Origin of the sequence: Microbacterium sp. K36 (assembly GCF_004794355.1) — a bacterium.
Classification (GTDB): Bacteria; Actinomycetota; Actinomycetes; order Actinomycetales; family Microbacteriaceae; genus Microbacterium; species Microbacterium paraoxydans_D.
The window spans coordinates 135,885-151,940 of the sequence record NZ_SSDN01000095.1 but is presented as its reverse complement, the minus strand read 5'-3'; the positions used below and the strand labels follow the sequence as shown (position 1 = coordinate 151,940).

At 71.2% G+C, this 16,056-nt stretch carries 18 protein-coding genes; 10 read left to right on the top strand and 8 right to left on the bottom strand.

All coding sequences use genetic code 11. The features are described 5' to 3' along the window. Positions 1-543, bottom strand: a 543-nt coding sequence (locus DW296_RS13745) for an ATP-binding cassette domain-containing protein (RefSeq protein ID WP_136052667.1), incomplete at its 3' end; no start/stop codon positions are given. Positions 544-824: 281 nt separating this feature from the next. Between DW296_RS13745 and DW296_RS13740 the strand changes: the two genes are divergently transcribed. After that, a complete protein-coding gene (locus tag DW296_RS13740; protein ID WP_136052666.1) occupies positions 825-1,094 on the top strand; it encodes a hypothetical protein in 270 nt (89 codons plus the stop codon). Here DW296_RS13740 and DW296_RS13735 read toward each other — a convergent pair. Next, positions 1,067-1,747 (bottom strand): alpha/beta hydrolase, encoded by a 681-nt coding sequence (locus tag DW296_RS13735; protein WP_136052665.1) that lies wholly within the window; start codon positions 1,745-1,747, stop codon positions 1,067-1,069. The genes DW296_RS13740 and DW296_RS13735 overlap by 28 nt on opposite strands. Positions 1,748-1,813: 66 nt before the next feature. Between DW296_RS13735 and DW296_RS13730 the strand changes: the two genes are divergently transcribed. Then, a complete protein-coding gene (locus DW296_RS13730; RefSeq protein ID WP_025102462.1) occupies positions 1,814-2,419 on the top strand; it encodes a DUF4916 domain-containing protein in 606 nt (201 codons plus the stop codon). 137 nt (positions 2,420-2,556) lie between these two features. On the opposite strand, the gene DW296_RS13725 is transcribed toward DW296_RS13730, so the two are convergent. Then, positions 2,557-3,624 (bottom strand): threonine aldolase family protein, encoded by a 1,068-nt coding sequence (locus tag DW296_RS13725; RefSeq protein ID WP_136052664.1) that lies wholly within the window; start codon positions 3,622-3,624, stop codon positions 2,557-2,559. Between the two features lie 60 nt (positions 3,625-3,684). On the opposite strand from DW296_RS13725, the gene DW296_RS13720 reads away from it, so the two are divergent. Then, positions 3,685-5,118 carry an MFS transporter gene (locus DW296_RS13720; protein ID WP_136052663.1) on the top strand — a complete coding sequence of 478 codons (1,434 nt, stop codon included), beginning with the start codon at positions 3,685-3,687 and terminating at the stop codon, positions 5,116-5,118. An 18-nt stretch (positions 5,119-5,136) separates the two neighbouring features. Here DW296_RS13720 and DW296_RS13715 read toward each other — a convergent pair whose 3' ends face one another. Beyond that, complete coding sequence (locus DW296_RS13715) at positions 5,137-5,796, bottom strand: SDR family NAD(P)-dependent oxidoreductase (RefSeq protein ID WP_136052662.1); 660 nt, start codon at positions 5,794-5,796, stop codon at positions 5,137-5,139. A 102-nt stretch (positions 5,797-5,898) separates the two neighbouring features. Then, a complete protein-coding gene (locus DW296_RS13710; RefSeq protein WP_136052661.1) occupies positions 5,899-7,350 on the bottom strand; it encodes a DUF6421 family protein in 1,452 nt (483 codons plus the stop codon). A gap of 72 nt (positions 7,351-7,422) precedes the next feature. On the opposite strand from DW296_RS13710, the gene DW296_RS13705 reads away from it, so the two are divergent. Then, positions 7,423-7,881, top strand: a complete 459-nt coding sequence (locus DW296_RS13705) for an Lrp/AsnC family transcriptional regulator (RefSeq protein WP_136052660.1) — start codon at positions 7,423-7,425, stop codon at positions 7,879-7,881. Positions 7,882-7,888: 7 nt separating this feature from the next. On the opposite strand, the gene DW296_RS13700 is transcribed toward DW296_RS13705, so the two are convergent. Further along, positions 7,889-8,914 carry an ArsR/SmtB family transcription factor gene (locus DW296_RS13700; RefSeq protein WP_136052659.1) on the bottom strand — a complete coding sequence of 342 codons (1,026 nt, stop codon included), beginning with the start codon at positions 8,912-8,914 and terminating at the stop codon, positions 7,889-7,891. 45 nt (positions 8,915-8,959) lie between these two features. Between DW296_RS13700 and DW296_RS13695 the strand changes: the two genes are divergently transcribed. The 3 genes from DW296_RS13695 to DW296_RS13685 are packed head-to-tail and all read left to right on the top strand — an operon-like array spanning position 8,960 to position 10,629. Beyond that, complete coding sequence (locus DW296_RS13695; protein ID WP_136052658.1) at positions 8,960-9,319, top strand: cupin domain-containing protein; 360 nt, start codon at positions 8,960-8,962, stop codon at positions 9,317-9,319. Between the two features lie 14 nt (positions 9,320-9,333). After that, on the top strand, positions 9,334-9,624 hold the full coding sequence (locus tag DW296_RS13690) for a DUF4287 domain-containing protein (RefSeq protein WP_136052657.1): 291 nt from the start codon (positions 9,334-9,336) through the stop codon (positions 9,622-9,624). A gap of 36 nt (positions 9,625-9,660) precedes the next feature. Beyond that, a complete protein-coding gene (locus DW296_RS13685) occupies positions 9,661-10,629 on the top strand; it encodes a 1,4-dihydroxy-2-naphthoate polyprenyltransferase (protein WP_136052656.1) in 969 nt (322 codons plus the stop codon). A gap of 235 nt (positions 10,630-10,864) precedes the next feature. Here DW296_RS13685 and DW296_RS13680 read toward each other — a convergent pair whose 3' ends face one another. Then, positions 10,865-11,155 carry a DUF4229 domain-containing protein gene (locus DW296_RS13680; RefSeq protein ID WP_136052655.1) on the bottom strand — a complete coding sequence of 97 codons (291 nt, stop codon included), beginning with the start codon at positions 11,153-11,155 and terminating at the stop codon, positions 10,865-10,867. A 9-nt stretch (positions 11,156-11,164) separates the two neighbouring features. Further along, positions 11,165-12,091, bottom strand: a complete 927-nt coding sequence (locus DW296_RS13675) for a hypothetical protein (RefSeq protein WP_136052654.1) — start codon at positions 12,089-12,091, stop codon at positions 11,165-11,167. Between the two features lie 369 nt (positions 12,092-12,460). Here DW296_RS13675 and DW296_RS13670 point away from each other — a divergent pair, with 369 nt between their 5' ends. From DW296_RS13670 to DW296_RS13660, 3 genes are read left to right on the top strand one after another with little or no spacing between them, the layout of a single operon-like run. Beyond that, positions 12,461-13,441: a glycosyltransferase family 2 protein gene (locus DW296_RS13670; protein ID WP_205808005.1), complete on the top strand. Its 981-nt coding sequence runs from the start codon at positions 12,461-12,463 to the stop codon at positions 13,439-13,441. Continuing rightward, positions 13,438-14,802, top strand: coding sequence for a polysialyltransferase family glycosyltransferase (locus DW296_RS13665; RefSeq protein ID WP_136052652.1), 1,365 nt, complete (start codon positions 13,438-13,440; stop codon positions 14,800-14,802). Before DW296_RS13670 ends, DW296_RS13665 begins: the two co-directional genes overlap by 4 nt. Before the next feature lie 11 nt (positions 14,803-14,813). Then, positions 14,814-15,974: an acylneuraminate cytidylyltransferase gene (locus tag DW296_RS13660; RefSeq protein WP_136052651.1), complete on the top strand. Its 1,161-nt coding sequence runs from the start codon at positions 14,814-14,816 to the stop codon at positions 15,972-15,974. The last annotated feature ends 82 nt before the right edge of the window (positions 15,975-16,056 follow it).

The window sequence follows — 16,056 nt, the reverse complement described above, 5'->3', positions numbered from 1 at the left end:
GTCGCGGTCGAGATTGTTCGTCGGCTCGTCGAGGAGGGTGATGGGAGCCCGCCGCAGCCGGATGCCGGCGATCGCGACGAGCCCGGCCTCCCCTCCGGACAGCTCGCCGACCGTGCGGTCGAGGAACGCGGGGGCGAGCCCGGCCTCCGCGAGGGAGGCCTCCGCCCGCGCCTCGATGTCCCAGTCATCGCCGACCGCGTCGAAGTGCGCGGGGTCGACGTCACCGGCGGTGATGGCCCGCACAGCATCGAGGGCGGCCGTCGCCCCGAGGAGGTCGGACACCCGGCGGTCCACGTCGAGGGTGAGCTGCTGGGGGAGGAAGGCGACCTCGCCCGAGGTGCTGAGCGTTCCGGAGGTGGGGGCGAGCTCCCCGGCGATCAGCCGGAGCAGCGTCGACTTGCCGGCGCCGTTTCGGCCGACCAGGCCCGTGCGGCCCGAGCCGAAGGCTCCGGAAACGCCGTCGAGGGCGACCGTGCCGTCGGGCCAGGTGAGGGACAGCCGGTCGAGGACGACGGCGGCGTGCGAGGAAGAGGGCTGTGACATGGGGTGTCTCCTGTCGAGTGCGAGGGTGCACTGACACCGAGCCCTTCGGACCGTGGAGTCACGGAAGCGGAGGAGGGCGTCTGCCGGGGAGTCGGCGATCGTCGGGTCAGCGCGCGAGAAGAGGGGCGCGGAGGCGACGATTCAGATCAAAGGACTTCCAGACACGGCGGACAGGACGCCACGACGATACCCGGGCGTGTCGCGCCGCGCAACTCCCGGGCGTGTCGCGGGTCCGTCGCGCGGGGGATGCGGCGCCGCTCCCAGGCTCCTACCGTGGAGGCATGGCAGACGATCGGAACCCCAGTCCCGACGAGATGCGCGCACGGACGGGCCTCGGCATCGGTCTCGCGCTCGGCGTGGCCATCGGCGTCTCGATGGGGATGGCGCTGGGCAACTGGATCCTCGGCATCGGGATCGGTCTCGCGATCGGCGTCGCCCTGTCCGTGGCGTTCCGCGGTTCCGGGGGTGGCAGGGGAGACGCGGCGGAGGGCGCCGCCGCCGACCCGGACTCCGCCGACGGCGCTCAGGACGGCCGGGACCCCTCCGCCTGATCCGCGCCGATCCCCTCGACCCAGGTCGTGAGGAACCGGTGCACGTCGCCGAGCTCCTCCTCCGAGATGCTGTGGGTGAGACCGCTGTAGACGCGACCGGAGAGGGACGAGTGCGCGGGGAGCCATTGCGCCGTGTGGGCGATCAGCGGCGCGGGGATGACGTCGTCGTGCGAACCGCGGCCCCAGAAGACCGGGGGGCTGACCTCCGCGAGGTGCGCATCGCCGGGGAGGGGGTCCGGGGCGGCGTACCCGCTCAGCGCGACGACCGCACCGAACCGCTCGGGGGCCAGCCGCAGAGCCTGCAGCGACACTGCGGCGCCCTGGGAGAACCCGAGCAGCGCCACCGACGGCGCGTCCGCCGCGGCGTCGTCGAGCCAGCGCAGGAACGCCTCGGCCGCGAGGGTGACGGTGGCGGAGCTGCGTCCGTCCAGCCCCTCGATCGGATACCAGGAGCGGCCGGGGGTCGGCCAGGGCGGGGTCAGCGGCGCGGCGACGGCGGCCACCGCGATCCCCGGGGGCAGATACGGGACGAGGCCGAAGAGGTCGTGCTCGTCGGCGCCGTACCCGTGCAGCAGCACGAGCAGCGGGAGCCCGGCGCGGTCGGTGGGCGACCAGCGCGTCGCCGCATCGTCGATCGTCAGGTTCTCGGTCACACCGTCATCCTGCCAGGGCTCGCGCCGGTGCTGCCCAGGAGCGAGGACGGCTGGTAGAAAGGAGGCATGGCGGTGCGCACACCCGATCCGGAGCCGGAGCCCGAAGACGAGGGCCTCGGTTCGTTCCGCGATGCGAACCCGCCGGTGCCGGATGCGAACCCCGGCTGGCTGAGCGATGTCGAGCTGGAAGAGGCGCGGCGCCACCTTCCGATGCTCTACGTCGAGGCGATCCCCGTGCGCACCGACGGCTCCGGCCAGGTCACCGAGATCGGCGTGCTGCTGCGGTCCACCCCGCTCGGCGAGATCACGCGCACGATCGTGTCGGGTCGCGTGCGCTTCGGGGAGACGATCCGCGACGCGCTGTTCCGCCACGTCGAGAACGATCTCGGCCCCATGGCCTTCCCGCTCCTGCCGCCGCAGCCGCTGCCGTTCACGGTGGCCGAGTACTTCCCGATCCCGGGGGTGAGCGCGTATCACGACGACCGTCAGCACGCCGTCTCCCTCGCCTTCGTGGTGCCCGTGACCGGGACGTGCGAGCCGCGTCAGGACGCCCTCGAGGTGACGTGGTTCTCCCCGGAGGCCGCCGCCTCCGACGCCGTCGCCGCCGAGATGGAGGGCGGCCGCGGCACCCTCATCCGCCACGCGCTCGCCAGCCTCGGCCTCCTCCGCTGACCTCGCTTCCCGACCTCCCCGCCGAAGCCCCGGCTTCGCGTCGACACCCCGGCATAGACCCGCGGGCACCCCGGGGTCTCGCCGCGAACCCGGGGTCTCGGCGATCAGGGGGCGGTCAGGGGCGCGTCAGGGGCGTGTCAGGGGCGGGTGAGGCGGGCGAGGGCGTCGACGAAGGCGTCGACGTCGGACTCCTCGGTGTCGAAGCCGCACATCCAGCGCACCTCGCGGCGGGCGGCGTCCCAGTCGTAGAAGCGGAACATGTCGCGGAGCTGATCGGCGATGCCCTCGGGCAGGGTCGCGAACACGCCGTTCGCCTGCGTCGGCTGCGTGAACTCCACCCCGACGATCGATCCGTCGGCGAGACCGTCCTCGATCCGTCCGCGGAGCCGGGCCGCCATGGCGTTGGCATGCCGGGCGTTGCGCAGCCAGAGGTCGCCGTCGAGCAGTGCGATGAGCTGCGCCGAGACGAAGCGCATCTTCGACGAGAGCTGCATGTTGAACTTGCGCGCGTAGTTGAGGCCGACGGCGGCGTCCGGGTTCAGCACGACGATGGCCTCGCCGAGCATGGCACCGTTCTTCGTGCCGCCGAAGGTCAGCACGTCCACCCCGACGTCGGTCGTGAACGCCCGCAGCGGCAGGTCCAGGGCCGCGGCCGCGTTCGACAGGCGCGCGCCGTCGACGTGCAGCTTCATGCCGCGCTCGTGCACGTGATCGGCGATCGTGCGGATCTCCTCCGCGGTGTACAGCGTGCCGAGCTCGGTGGACTGCGTGATCGAGACCACGAGCGGCTGCGCGCGGTGCTCGTCGCCCCAGCCCCAGGCCTCGCGGTCGATGAGCTCGGGGGTGAGCTTGCCGTCGTCGGTGGGGACGGTGAGGAGCTTGAAGCCGCCGATCTTCTCGGGGGCTCCGCCCTCGTCGACGTTGATGTGCGCGGTCGAGGCCGCGATCACGGCCCCCCAACGCGGCAGCATCGACTGCAGGCCGGTGACGTTCGCGCCGGTGCCGTTGAACACGGGGTACGCGGCGGCGGTGTCGCCGAAGTGCGCCTGGAACACCTCCTGCAGGCGGGCGGTGTAGGCGTCCTCGCCGTAGGCCACCTGATGGCCCCCGTTCGCGGCCGCGAGGGCCGCCAGGACCTCGGGGTGGATGCCGGAGTAGTTGTCACTGGCGAAGCCCCGGATGGCGGGGTCGTGCGGGATGCTCACCGGACAAGCCTAATCGCCTTCCCCTACCGGATGTCCGAGGCCCGCTCTACCCTCGAACCCATGGAACGCAGCGCGGCGAAGACCGCTTTCGCGAACGTCCTCGTCAACACGTTGGTCGCCAACGTCACGACGAGCTTCCTGTGGTTCGCCCTCACCTTCTGGGTCTACATCGAGACCCGGTCGGTGCTGGCCACGGGCATCATCGGCGGTGCCTACATGCTGTTCGTCGCGTTCTTCGCGATGGTGTTCGGCACCATCGTCGACCGTCATCGCAAGCACCGCGTCATGCTCCTGTCGAGCGTCATCTCGGCGGTGGCCTTCCTCGTCGCGGGCATCCTCTACCTCTGGCAGCCCGAGGCGTCCCTGCTCGACCTCGGCGGACCGTGGTTCTGGCTGTTCTCCGGCGTCATCCTGTTCGGCGGGGTGATCGAGCAGCTCCGCAACATCGCGCTGTCCACCACGGTGACGCTGCTGGTGCCGGAGGAGAAGCGCGCCAACGCCAACGGTCTCGTCGGCACGGTGCAGGGGCTCGCCTTCCTCGTCACGAGCGTCTTCTCCGGCCTCTCCATCGGCTTCCTCGGCATGGGCTGGACTCTGGGGATCGCGATCGTGGCGATGGCCCTCACCTTCGCGCACCTGCTGTTCATCCGGATCCCGGAGTCCGAGCCCGAGGTCGACCCGGAGGCGAAGAGCGCCGTCGACTTCCGCGGCAGCGTCCAGGCCATCCGCCAGGCGCCCGGACTGTTCGCGCTCATCGTCTTCTCGACCTTCAACAACCTCATCGGCGGCGTCTACATGGCGCTCATGGATCCGTACGGGCTCACGCTTTTCGACGCGCAGATGTGGGGGTTCGCCCTGGCCTTCGCGTCGACCGGATTCCTGATCGGCGGGGGACTGGTGGCCAAGTTCGGCCTGGGCAGGAAGCCCGTGCGCACGATGCTGCTCGTCGTGATCGCGATGGGACTCCTCGGGGCGATCTTCATGCTGCGGGAGTGGTGGCCGCTGTACGTCCTCGGCATGTGGGTGTACATGGCGCTCGTGCCGCCCGTCGAGGCCGCGGAGCAGACAGTCATCCAGAAGGTCGTGCCGTTCGCGCGCCAGGGGCGGGTCTTCGGCACCGCGGCGGCGATGGAGGCGGCGGCGGCCCCGATCACCGCGTTCCTCATCGCTCCGATCGCCGAGTTCCTCGTGATCCCGTACATGGACAGCGCGCAGGGGCAGCGGCAGTGGGGGTGGCTCCTCGGCGAGGGCGAGGCGCGCGGCATCGCGCTGATCTGCCTCTTCGCGGGGCTGATCATGGTGGTGGCAGCCACCCTGGCCTTCTTCACCAGGTCGTATCGCACGCTCACCGAGCTGTACGCGACCGCCCCCGACCCGGCTCCGGAGGAGGCTCCCGAACCGGCAGCCGACGCCGTGGACGAAGCGGGCGACGGCCCGCACGCGTTTCGAGACGCCCCACCGATCGTCCCCGGCATACCGCCCGAATCCCGGTGATCGTCCGAGGAGGGGTACTCAGCCCAGGTCGAGCACCCGGTCGTTGAGGTCCGCGGCGTCAGTGTCCCAGAGCCCCACGAGACGCGCGGCGAGGACATCGTGGTCGAGGGCCTTGGCGCGGAACACGACGGCAGCGGCCCGCAGCGGTTCGTCGGCCTCCCGCGCCGCCTTGGAGAATCCCTGGGCGACGGCGCGGGTCCAGGCCTCGCTCGCCGCTTTGACCGCTGCATAGTTCGCTCCACCCGCGAGGGGGCGTGCGACGACGGTCGACGATACGACCGCGAATCGTCCGGCGGCGGAGGCGCGGAGGTGGGCGTCGAAGGCGCGGCTCGTCGCCTGCACCGCCACCAGCGCCGGCAGCAGCGCCGCGAAGTCGTCGTCGGTCTGCCCGGCGAGTCCGCCGCCGCCCCGCCAGCCACCTACGAGGGGCACGACCGCATCGACCGTCTCGAGTCGCGAGGCGAGCGCCGTCATCTCGGCGAGGGAGGTCGCATCGGCGAGCTCGGTCTCGGCGCCCGCCTCGGCCAGCGGACGCAGCCGCTCGTCCGTACGGCCGGTGGCGATCACCCGGGCCCCGGCGTCGCGCAGCGCCCTCGTCGCCGCGAGGCCCGCCGCGCTCGTGGCTCCTGCCAGCACGACCACGCGGCCCTGCGCTCCCTCGATCTTCGGCGTCGTCATGCGGTGTCCTCTCGGTCGGAGATGCCTCTGCGGCCGGACCCGGGATCCGGGTCTCCGGCCGCAGAGGGGGTGCGCCCCAGCGTCACAACGAAGCGATGCGGATCAGTCGTCCGTACCGCGGATGCCGACCGTCGACTCGATGACCGGCTTCATCTTCTTGTCGAGCGTCTCGAAGAACATCGACAGCGGGAACTCGTCGTCCAGGACCGCGTCGGTGTAGCCCTTCGGTGCTCCGGCGAGGATCTCGTCCGACAGCCCGCGCGCCCACTGAGAGGCAGGATGCGGGGTCAGCGTGCCGCGGACCAGGTCATACGCGGCGAGCCAGTGCGCGACCTTGGGGCGGTCGATCGAGTGCCAGTACAGGTCGTCGATCGCGTCCCCGAGGGCCACGACGGCGTCCGGCACGTTCTCCCAGTCGAAGGCGAGCGCCGTGTCGGTCCAGTGCAGCACGCCGCGCTGGTGCAGCCAGGCGAACAGGAGCTGACCACCCACCGCGTCGTAGTTGCGCACGCGCGTGCCGGTGATGGCGAAGCGGAAGATGCGGTCGAAGATCACGGCGTACTGCACGAGGTGCGCGTACTCGTGCATCTCCCGCTCGGTCTCCGTGAGCTCCTCGCCCGCGGCGACCCGGGCATCCAGGGCCCGCTCGATCTTCACCGACTCGCGGAACGCCGTCATGTCGCAGCGCATCTCCTCCAGCGAGTAGAGGAAGAACGGCATCCGCTGCTTGATCATGAACGGGTCGAACGGCAGGTCTCCGCGCATGTGGGTGCGGTCGTGGATGATGTCCCACATCACGAAGGTCTTCTCGGCGACCTCCTGATCCTCCAGCATCGCCGCCGCACGCTCGGGGGGGTCGAGGTTGGTGATCTCCGAGGCCGCACGGACCACGCGGCGGTAACGGGCGGCCTCACGGTCCTGGAAGATCGCGCCCCAGGTGAAGGTCGGGATCTCGCGCATGGCGACGGTCTCCGGGAAGAGCACCGCGGAATTCGTGTCGTAGCCGGGCGTGAAGTCGACGAGGCGCAGCGAGACGAAGAGCTTGTTGCCGTAGTCGCCCGCCTCGAGTGCGGCGATGAACTCCGGCCAGATGGTCTCGACGATGAGCGCCTCGACCAGGCGGTCGCTGGAGCCGTTCTGCGTGTACATCGGGAAGACCACGAGGTGGCGGATCCCGTCGATGCGGTGCTGCTGCGGCTGGAACGCCACGAGCGAGTCGAGGAAGTCGGGCACGCCGAAGCCCTCGGAGGCCCAGCGCTCGAAGTCGGCGACGGAGGCGGCGAGGTAGTCCGCGTCGTGGGGGAAGGCGGGGGCGAGTGCCCGGATCGCCGCGGTGATCTCCCCGACGAGCGCGGTCGCCTGGTCCCGGGTCGCTGAGCTCGTCGAAGCGCCAGGGATCGAGCCGTCCTTGATCTGCAGCTCGCGGATGGCGATCGCCGCCTGCTTGAGCTGCGCCCAGGCGGGGGAGTTCTCGACGATCGACGCGTCCTCGACGACCTCGGGTTCGCCGACGACGGCCTGAACAGCGGAACTGTTGGCGGAAACGAGGGACATCGGAACCTCCGATCGCAGTGAAAAACGGAAAGATTCCGGTGATAACGGAATCCTGACGATAATCTTACAGCTATGGATGATTCTGTCGACCGTTCGATCCTGGCGACCATCTCCCGTGACGGGCGGGCCACGCTGTCTCAGCTCTCCGACGCCGTCGGGCTGTCAGTGTCGGCGGTGCAGTCCCGGCTGCGGCGGCTCGAGACCCGCGGCGTCATCACCGGCTACCGCGCGATCCTCGACCCCGAGCAGGCGGGCACTCCCTTGTCCGCCTTCATCGAGATCACGCCGCTCGATCCGGCCCAGCCGGACAACGCCCCCGAGCTCCTGGAGCACCTCGATGCGATCGAGGCCTGCCACTCCATCGCCGGCGACGCGAGCTACATGCTCTTCGTCCGCGTGCCGACGCCGCGCGACCTGGAGCAGCTCGTCCGCGACGTCCGGCTCGCGGCGAACGTGAGCACGCGCACGACCGTGGTCCTGCAGACCTACTACGAGCACCGGCCCATCATCCCGGTCTCGACCGCCGAGTAGGGCGGCGTCAGAGCAGCGCGCCGACGAGCGCCTCGCCCAAGGGCGTGCGCACGTGCTGCATGCGGGAACCGTCCCGCTCGCTCGCCACGAGCCCGGCGTCCCGCAGCACGGTGAGATGGTGCGACGCCGTCGACAGCGCGAGCCCCGCATCGGCGGCCACCTCCGAGGTCGTGCGGGGAGTCCCCGCGGTGAGGAGGATGCCGGCGCGCGCCGGGCCGAGCAGGGCGCCCAGGGCTGCCACGGTCTCGGCCGTGTCCCGTGCCCACCCCGCGGTCACGCCCCGGGCGGGATAGAACAGCGTCGGCTGTGCCGGCGGCTCGGTGAGCACAAGGCAGCCCCAGGACGAGAGGACGGAGGGCACCAGCACGAGGCCGCTGCCGCGACAGTCCACCTCTTCACTGTGTCGGCGGAGCGAGACCCGCACCGCACCCGCGCCCCACGAGACCTGGGGATGGAGGGCGCCGGCCATCCCGGCGATGCCGGTCGTCGCGATCACCCGGGCACGAACGGCGATGTCGGCCCGGAGGAGGCGCTCCAGCTGAGGCCAGGTCGGTGCCAACGCGGCCTCCCAGACCTCCTCCCAGGCGTCGGCGATCATCGCACGTGCGCGCGCCGGCCGGGCGGACAGGTCGCGCAGGGCCTGACGCTGTGCACCCGTCGAGCGCTGGATCCGCTTGCCGAGGTCGACGCGCAGCGGGTCGAGCGCCGCCTCCCGCAGGGCGGCGAGCTCGGCCTCGGGGGTCAGGTCGTCGCGCGGAGTGCTGGTGAGGAAGTCCGGAAGGTAGCCGTCGTCGCCGATCACCGTCGCCAGGAGCGCGAAGGCGTCGCGCGGCAGCCCCTCCCGCGCGGTGCGGAGCCACCCCCATTGCAGAGGGTGCGCCGCCGGGCGGAGGAGCACGCGCACCGCATGCGCCAGTTCGTGCCCAGGGGAGATGCCGAACCGCACCGCCTGGATGTCACCGGGACTCAGGTGGAACTCGACCCGGTGATCCGGGTGGTCGACGCCCTCGACGGGCACGGAGTTTCGATCCACGTCGAAACTCTAGGAGGTCCCACGTGTGCTGTCGACACTGGGGTCATGACCGAGACCGACCTTCCCGTCCTCGTCCCGAGTGGGGCGATCCGCATCGGCACAGGGCGCAGCCGCCGATTCGTCGGCGCCGAGCACGGAGCCGCCGTCTCCTACTTCTTCGTCGAGAACCAGCCAGGGGAGGGGCCCGGGCTGCACTGGCACCCCTACTCTGAGACCTGGATCGTGCTCGAGGGCACGGTGCGTATCCGGATCGGCGATGACGCCCTCGTCGCGCGAGCCGGAGATACCGCCACCGCGCCCGCCTTCACGCCACATGGCTTCACCAATGCGGGGACCGGGCTCCTCCGGATCCTCTGCATCCACGCGTCCGACACGATCATCCAGACGTTCCTCGACGAGGACTGAGAGCGGAGACCACCATGTCCTTCCAGGCGTACCTCGACAAGGTCGAGACCCAGACCGGCCTCACGCCGCGGCAGTTCATCGACCTCGCCCACGAGCACGGCTTCGACGAGAGCACGAAGTCCACCGTCGTCCTCAACTGGCTCAAGCAGGAGTACGGGCTCGGCCACGGCCACGCGCAGGCGATGGTCCACGTCATCCTCAAGGGACCGAAGATCAGCGACAAGCACGTCGGCACGACCGGGTCGCACGCCGACAAGACCGACGAGCTCTGGCTCGACGGCAAGGACAGCAACCCGCACCGCTGAGCTCGTCGCCTCGCCGCGACGACTAGGATTCCGTGGGTGGCAGCATCCTCCCAGCGCAAGAAGAAGTCCGGTCGTCGCACCCCGTCGCGCACCAGCGGCAACCCGGCCAAGCGGCCGGTCGTCGAAGCGGGTCCCGTGACGATCGGCGACTGGATCGGTGCGGCACGTCTGCGCACGCTGCCCCTCGCGATCGCCCCCGTCGTCATCGGTACAGGAGCCGCGCGGAGCACGGGTCCGGAGTTCCACTGGGTGATCGCGCTCGCGTGCCTCGCCGTGGCGGTCCTGCTGCAAATCGGCGTGAACTTCACCAACGACTACAGCGACGGCATCCGCGGCACCGATGCCCATCGAGTGGGCCCGGCGCGGCTCACGGCCTCCGGCCGCGTGAAGCCGCGCACGGTTCTCGTCATCGGCCTGGTCTTCTTCGCGCTCGCCGCCGTGGTCGGCGTCGCGATCGTCGTACGCACGGAGCAGTGGTGGATGCTCGCGGTCGGCGCGGCCTGCATCGTCGCCGCGTGGTTCTACACCGGCGGGAAGCGGCCGTACGGGTACTACGGCCTCGGCGAGGTCTTCGTGTTCGTGTTCTTCGGGCTCGTCGCCACCCTCGGCACCACCTGGGTGCAGGTCTTCATGCTCCCGCAGCAGGCCTGGCTGGGAGCGATCGCCGCCGGACTGTTCGCCTGCGCGGTGCTGCTGGCCAACAACCTCCGCGACATCGATCAGGACCGCGAGGTCGGCAAGCGCACGCTGACGGTCCTCATCGGCCGCCGCGCCACGCAGGTCCTCTTCACGCTCTTCGTGCTCGTGCCGTTCGGCATTGCCGTGTTCCTCGCGTTGCTGTTCCCGATCGCCTGGCTCGCGCTGCTCGCGCTCCTGGCCGGTCTCCCCGCGATCGTGATCGTCTGGACGTACCGGCAGCCGCGGGAACTGGTGATCGCCCTCGCGCTCACCTCTTTGACCTCACTGCTCTACGCCGGCGCCCTGTTCTGGGCCTTCGCCGGCTGACTCTGCTCCCCGTCGTCCGCGCCTCGCCGGGCACAGCTTCGGAGCTCGCGACGGACACGCCGTTGTCTCGGACCTATCCTCGGCGCGTCGTGCGGTCCCTCCGAAGTTGTGCCCGGTGACCATGCACAGGGGGCCGAGATGCCGGTCGAACCTATGGGTCAGCCGAGAGTTTTACGACCCGGTCCAACAATCGGACCTGCCTCGGATCTCCGAAGCTGAGCCCGGCGGGCGTGCGTCAGGGGCGGTCGTCGGGGGAGCGGTCGACGAGTTCGTCCTCGGCGTCGGCGTCGGCCTGCTGCCCGGAGACCCTTCCCTGTCGACGCTCGTGCAGGCGTGCCGAGGCATCGGAGAGCGGGGCGCGGAGGAACAGCATCGAGATGCTCACGCCGATGAGGGCGGCGAAGATCGCCGCCAGCCACCAGAACTCGCGGAAGATCGGGAAGAAGAGCCACAGGATGGCCAGCGGGACGAGGAACGCCAGCAGGCGCAGCACGGTGTAGACGAGGAGGGGGGCGGGCTTCTTCACCCCTTCAGTCTACGTTCGCGGATCTGTGCCCCCTCCGTGACGCCGGAGCCCGAGAGCCGCGAACGGGATGCCCCGCACCACGCGCCGCCACGGATGCTCGCCCAGGGTCCACAGCAGTTCGTCATCCGGATCGAGTGCCAGGTCTTCGCAGCCGACCGGCAGCGCCACCGGGGTTCTGGTGAGGGACGGGCGCGGTCCCGACCACAGCACTCCGGGGCGCAGGTGGTCGGACTGTGACACGAAGTAGCGGTCCCCCCACCGCACGGCTCCTTGCATGTGCCGGATCCCGGGGGTGAAGCGCTCCCGTTCCACGAAGCCGCCGTCGGTGCCGTCGGGGATCGTGAACTCGCCGATCGCCCCGGTCTCCTGACCCCGGTACTCGCCGATGAGCACGCGGGGGAGCGGCGTCCCGTCCGCGTCGAACACCCGGCCGAGGAAGGAGCAACGCAGGGCGACCGGGTGGCGTCGCGTCCGCACCGCGACGACCGTCGTCCGTCGGTCCCGGCGGCTGGTGCCTCCGCGGATCCGCTGCGCCTCCGTGCCGTGCACGCGCCGGAGCGCCCCCAGGTCGAACTCCCAGATGCCCTGACCTGTCGCCGCCGCGAACAGGCGGTCGCCGAACCAGGCGAGACCACCCGCATGGATGGGCGCGGGCTGGAGGACGCCGTCGTCGTCGGCGACCGCCAGCACGATGTCGATGCGGCGGGCGCGCTCGCGGTCCACGAGCACGACCCGCGAGGCGAGGTGGCGCCCCGAAGCGTCCTGGCGGAACCAGCTCACCGCGAGGGCGCGCCGTCCGCGGCGCTCGCCGACGTCGATGCCCTGGGGGTACCAGCGCTGCGTCCAGGAGCGGGCGGTGAGCCAGCGCAGCTCGATGCCGCCGCGCCGGCGACGCCGACGCATCGGACGCCACATCGTGTTCCACGGCCACCGCATCCCTCCATCGTCGCCGATCCGGAGAGCGCGTGCGAATTTTCACGGATTGACCTAGGTCGATTCGCACGATCGAACAGACAGTTGTATCGTGTTACGTGTTGAGTGCTGATCTTCATGGAGTCGCGCTCGACGACGCCTCGCGGTCCGCTGGTGGGGGCCAGTACCGCCGCGAGGTGGCCGTCGCCTCACGGTGACGGTTCACCGGGTGTTCGCATCCGGCAGTGCAACGCACTGGGGGTGTGGCTCGTTCGGGTGCGGGCCACACCTCAGCGCGCGTCTCGCGCCGTCACCGGGCGTTCATCACGCGGTCGCCCTCCGGACACCGTCGCCTGTCAGGATGACGAGCCCATCGTCCATCCCGGGAGCTCTGTGCGCACGCCCCTCGTCACCGTCATCCTGCCTGCCAAGGACGCCGGGCCGTACATCGGCACCACGCTGGAGACGCTCACCCGGCAGTTCGATGATCCGGCCGCCCTCAAGCTCGTGGCGATAGACGACGGCTCGCGAGACGACACCGGCACGCTCTTGGAGCACTACGCGGGTCGGTTCCCGCGCGCTGAGGTGCTCCGCAATCCGGAACCGCGCGGGCTCGCCTCGGCACGCAACCAGGGGCTCGCGCACGTGGAGGGCGAGGCGTTCTGCTTCGTCGACGGCGACGACTGGATGCAGCCGCAGCGCCTCGCGGTCCTCGCCGCGCGTCTGCGAGAGCTCCGATGCGACTTCCTCCGGACGGATCACGTGACCGTGTCCGGGATGCGGCGCGCGCTCGTCCGTGCTCCGTATCCGTGGCGGGAACGGGTCGTGCCGCCCCGGGAGGCGATCCTCCCGGTCGATGAGCCGAGCATGGTGGACTACCCGTTCGCCTGGGCGGGACTGCTGCACCGCCGCATGCTCGACCGCGGCCTGGCCGAGTTCCCCTCCGGCCTCTTCACGGCCGAGGACCGCCCGTGGGTCTGGCGCCTGCACCTGGAGGCCGCCTCATTCGCCGTGGTGGACGCCCCGGCGCTGCTCTACCGACGCGGCGTCGAGAGCTCGCTCACCCAGGTGCACGATCGCCGCCAGCTCGACTTCGCCCCGGCGCTGACCCAGGTGCTCGACCTCGTCCGGGCGGACCGCGAGGCCGACCGCTTCCTTCCGAAGGCCGTCTGGACCACGCTCGCCCTCAGCGCGCATCACCTGGTGCGCTCACGGCGCATGGCGCCGCCTGTGCGGAGGGAGATGCGCCGGCGCATCCGGCTGCTGTTGCAGGATCTCCCCGCCGCGGAGGTCGCCGGGGTGCTCGCCCGGCTCGACGGTCCCCGTCGGCGGGTGCTGGCGCGCAGCCTGCGCCGCGGAGGTCACGCCGGATGACTCGCCTCTTCGCCCTGCACAGCGCCTACGGACTCGCGACCGCGGCCGCCGCGATCGACGCCGGCCTGCTCGACGAGGACACCGACGGCGGCGATCGGATGACGGAGCGGGTGCTCGTGCCGTTCACCTCGTCGCGCGTCCCGGAGACGGTCGTGGGCATCGCCGAGGATCCTACGCTGCGCTCCCTCCGCGGCCGTTTCCATCGGGTGGAGGGGCTGGCCGACGTGCTCGGTCCCCTGCATCCGAGTGCGTGGGAGCCGACGGATGCCGACCTCCCCGTCTTGGGCCGGCTACTCGCGCGAGCGTGGCGGCTCGACCCGCGGGAGATCGAGCTCTTCGTGCAGAGCCCCCAGGTCGCACCCGCTCGCACGCTCCTCTCCCTGTTCCCGGAGGCCCGGGTGACCATCGTCGGCGACGGCCTCATGACCTACGCGCCGATGCGGGTCCGGCTGCCGCATGCGGTTGCGGCACGCATCGAGCGCGTCGTGTACGCCGACGTGGTGCCCGGCGTCCGTCCGCTGGCGGGGTCTCCGCACGCGGTGCCTGTCCCGGTGCCTCCCGCGCCCTTCACCGCCGCTCTGCGCGAGACGGAGGAATCCTCAGAGGGGCTCTCTGCTGCAGGGCCGGCGACCGTTCTCGTGCTCGGGCAGTACCTCGCAGCCCTCGGCCTCCTGACCGCGGCCGAGGAGCTCGCGCTCCAACAGCGGCTGGTCGACCGGGCGACGGCGGAGCATGCGGAGCGCATCGTCTTCAAGCCCCATCCCGCGGCACCGCCGCAGCTCGCCCACGCCGTGCGCGCGCATGCGGAGAGTCGCGGTCTCACGTTCGTGGAGGATCGCGGTCGCCTGCCTGCCGAACTCCTGGCGGAGCGCCTCGATGCACGCGCCGTCGTGGCGACCTTCTCGACGGCTCTGCCCACGGTCCGTACCCTGTTCGGGCGGACGATCGGGGCCGCAGGGACGACGGAACTGCTCCGCACCCTCGCCCCGGTGGAGAACAGCAACCGCATCCCGCTGACGATCGTCGATGCGCTCACCCGGACGCCCTCGCCCTACGCCGACTCGGATCGGCTGCAGCTCCTCGTCGACGCGGTGGGCTACATGATGCAGCCGGAGATCGCGGGGCACCTTCGCGCCAGGGCCGAGGAGCTGCTCGACGGCCTCGACCAGGACGAGCGCCGCCGTTACTTCTCGCCGGACCGGCTGAGTTCGCTCGCCCTCCCGGGAGGGTCGCCGCCGCGGGGCGCGCGCGGCCTGCTGGCTCCACGCGGAGGCGTGGGTCGGGTCGAGGAATGGCGGCTCACGGCTGTCGGCGCCCGCCGCCGAGCGGGCCGAGCCTGGCGGGAGATCCGGGGACGATGAGGAGACACGACATGGACGAACGCGTGCGGCAGGCGGTGGCGATCATCCCCGCGCGGGGCGGGTCGAAGCAGATCCCGAGGAAGAACCTCGAGCGTGTGGGAGGGGTTCCGCTGGTGGCCAGAGCCGTTGACGCCGCGCGGGCGGCGGCGTGCTTCGATCTCGTGGTCGTCTCGACCGACGACGACGAGATCGCCGCGGTGGCCGAGGAGGCGGGCGCACGGGTCATCCGGCGCCCGGCCGAGCTCTCCGGAGACACCGCAGTCTCGGAGGCGGCGATCCTCCATGCACTCGATGAGCTGGAGCGCGAGGGTGAGCGCTTCGAGGTCGTCGCCTTCCTGCAGGCCACCTCGCCGTTCCTCCCGAGCGCGGCGCTGGCCGATGCCGTCGCCGCCGTGCGGCAGGGAGAGTCCGACAGCGTCTTCTCCGCCGTCGAGACCTACGGCTTCCTCTGGCGCCGGGGAGCCGACGGCGCGGCCGAGGCGATCAACCACGAGGCCGGCCACCGCCCTCGCCGCCAGGACCGAGAGCCGCACTACCTGGAGACCGGAGCCTTCTACGTTTTCCGGGCCGACGGGTTCCGCGCCCATCGACACCGTTTCTTCGGTCGTATCGGGATCGCCCCCGTGCCCGACGAGACCGCGATCGAGATCGACGACGACGCACAGCTCCAGGCAGCCCGGGCCCTCGCGGTTCTGCACGAACGGCCTGGGCGCGTCCCCGCCCGCGCCGTGGTCACCGACTTCGACGGCGTGCACACGGACGACACCGCGATCATCGACGCCGCGGGCGGGGAGCGGGTGCGGGTCAGCCGGGAGGACGGGATGGGCGTCGCGCTCCTGCGGCGGGCGGGGGTGCCGATGCTGATCCTCTCCACCGAGGTGAACCCCGTGGTGCGAGCCCGAGCCGACAAGCTCCGTGTCCCCGTCCTGCACGGGATCGACGACAAGGAGGCCGCACTCCGACAGTGGGCCCGGGAGCAGGATGTGGCGCTCGCCGACGTCGCATACCTCGGCAATGACGTCAACGATCTGCCCGCGATGCGGATCGTGGGCTGGCCGGTCGCCGTCGCGGACGCGCACCCGCTCGTGCGGGCGGAGGCACGCGTCGTGCTACGGCGGCGCGGCGGCGATGGAGCCGTGCGCGAGCTCGTCGAGCGGGTGTTGTCGAGCTGACGGCCTCCGGTAACCGTCCGGTCGGCCGGTGTTCATCCGTGGCCCGTACTCAGGAAGGACGGGGTGAGAACCGCCCGACGAC

Coding starts and splice junctions, on each gene's coding strand:
- DW296_RS13740 (WP_136052666.1), top strand. CDS start 825: ATGGCAGACGATCGGAACCCCAGTCCCGACGAGATGCGCGCACGGACG.
- DW296_RS13730 (WP_025102462.1), top strand. CDS start 1,814: ATGGCGGTGCGCACACCCGATCCGGAGCCGGAGCCCGAAGACGAGGGC.
- DW296_RS13720 (WP_136052663.1), top strand. CDS start 3,685: ATGGAACGCAGCGCGGCGAAGACCGCTTTCGCGAACGTCCTCGTCAAC.
- DW296_RS13715 (WP_136052662.1), bottom strand. CDS start 5,796: ATGACGACGCCGAAGATCGAGGGAGCGCAGGGCCGCGTGGTCGTGCTG.
- DW296_RS13710 (WP_136052661.1), bottom strand. CDS start 7,350: ATGTCCCTCGTTTCCGCCAACAGTTCCGCTGTTCAGGCCGTCGTCGGC.
- DW296_RS13705 (WP_136052660.1), top strand. CDS start 7,423: ATGGATGATTCTGTCGACCGTTCGATCCTGGCGACCATCTCCCGTGAC.
- DW296_RS13695 (WP_136052658.1), top strand. CDS start 8,960: ATGACCGAGACCGACCTTCCCGTCCTCGTCCCGAGTGGGGCGATCCGC.
- DW296_RS13690 (WP_136052657.1), top strand. CDS start 9,334: ATGTCCTTCCAGGCGTACCTCGACAAGGTCGAGACCCAGACCGGCCTC.
- DW296_RS13675 (WP_136052654.1), bottom strand. CDS start 12,091: ATGCGGTGGCCGTGGAACACGATGTGGCGTCCGATGCGTCGGCGTCGC.
- DW296_RS13665 (WP_136052652.1), top strand. CDS start 13,438: ATGACTCGCCTCTTCGCCCTGCACAGCGCCTACGGACTCGCGACCGCG.
- DW296_RS13660 (WP_136052651.1), top strand. CDS start 14,814: ATGGACGAACGCGTGCGGCAGGCGGTGGCGATCATCCCCGCGCGGGGC.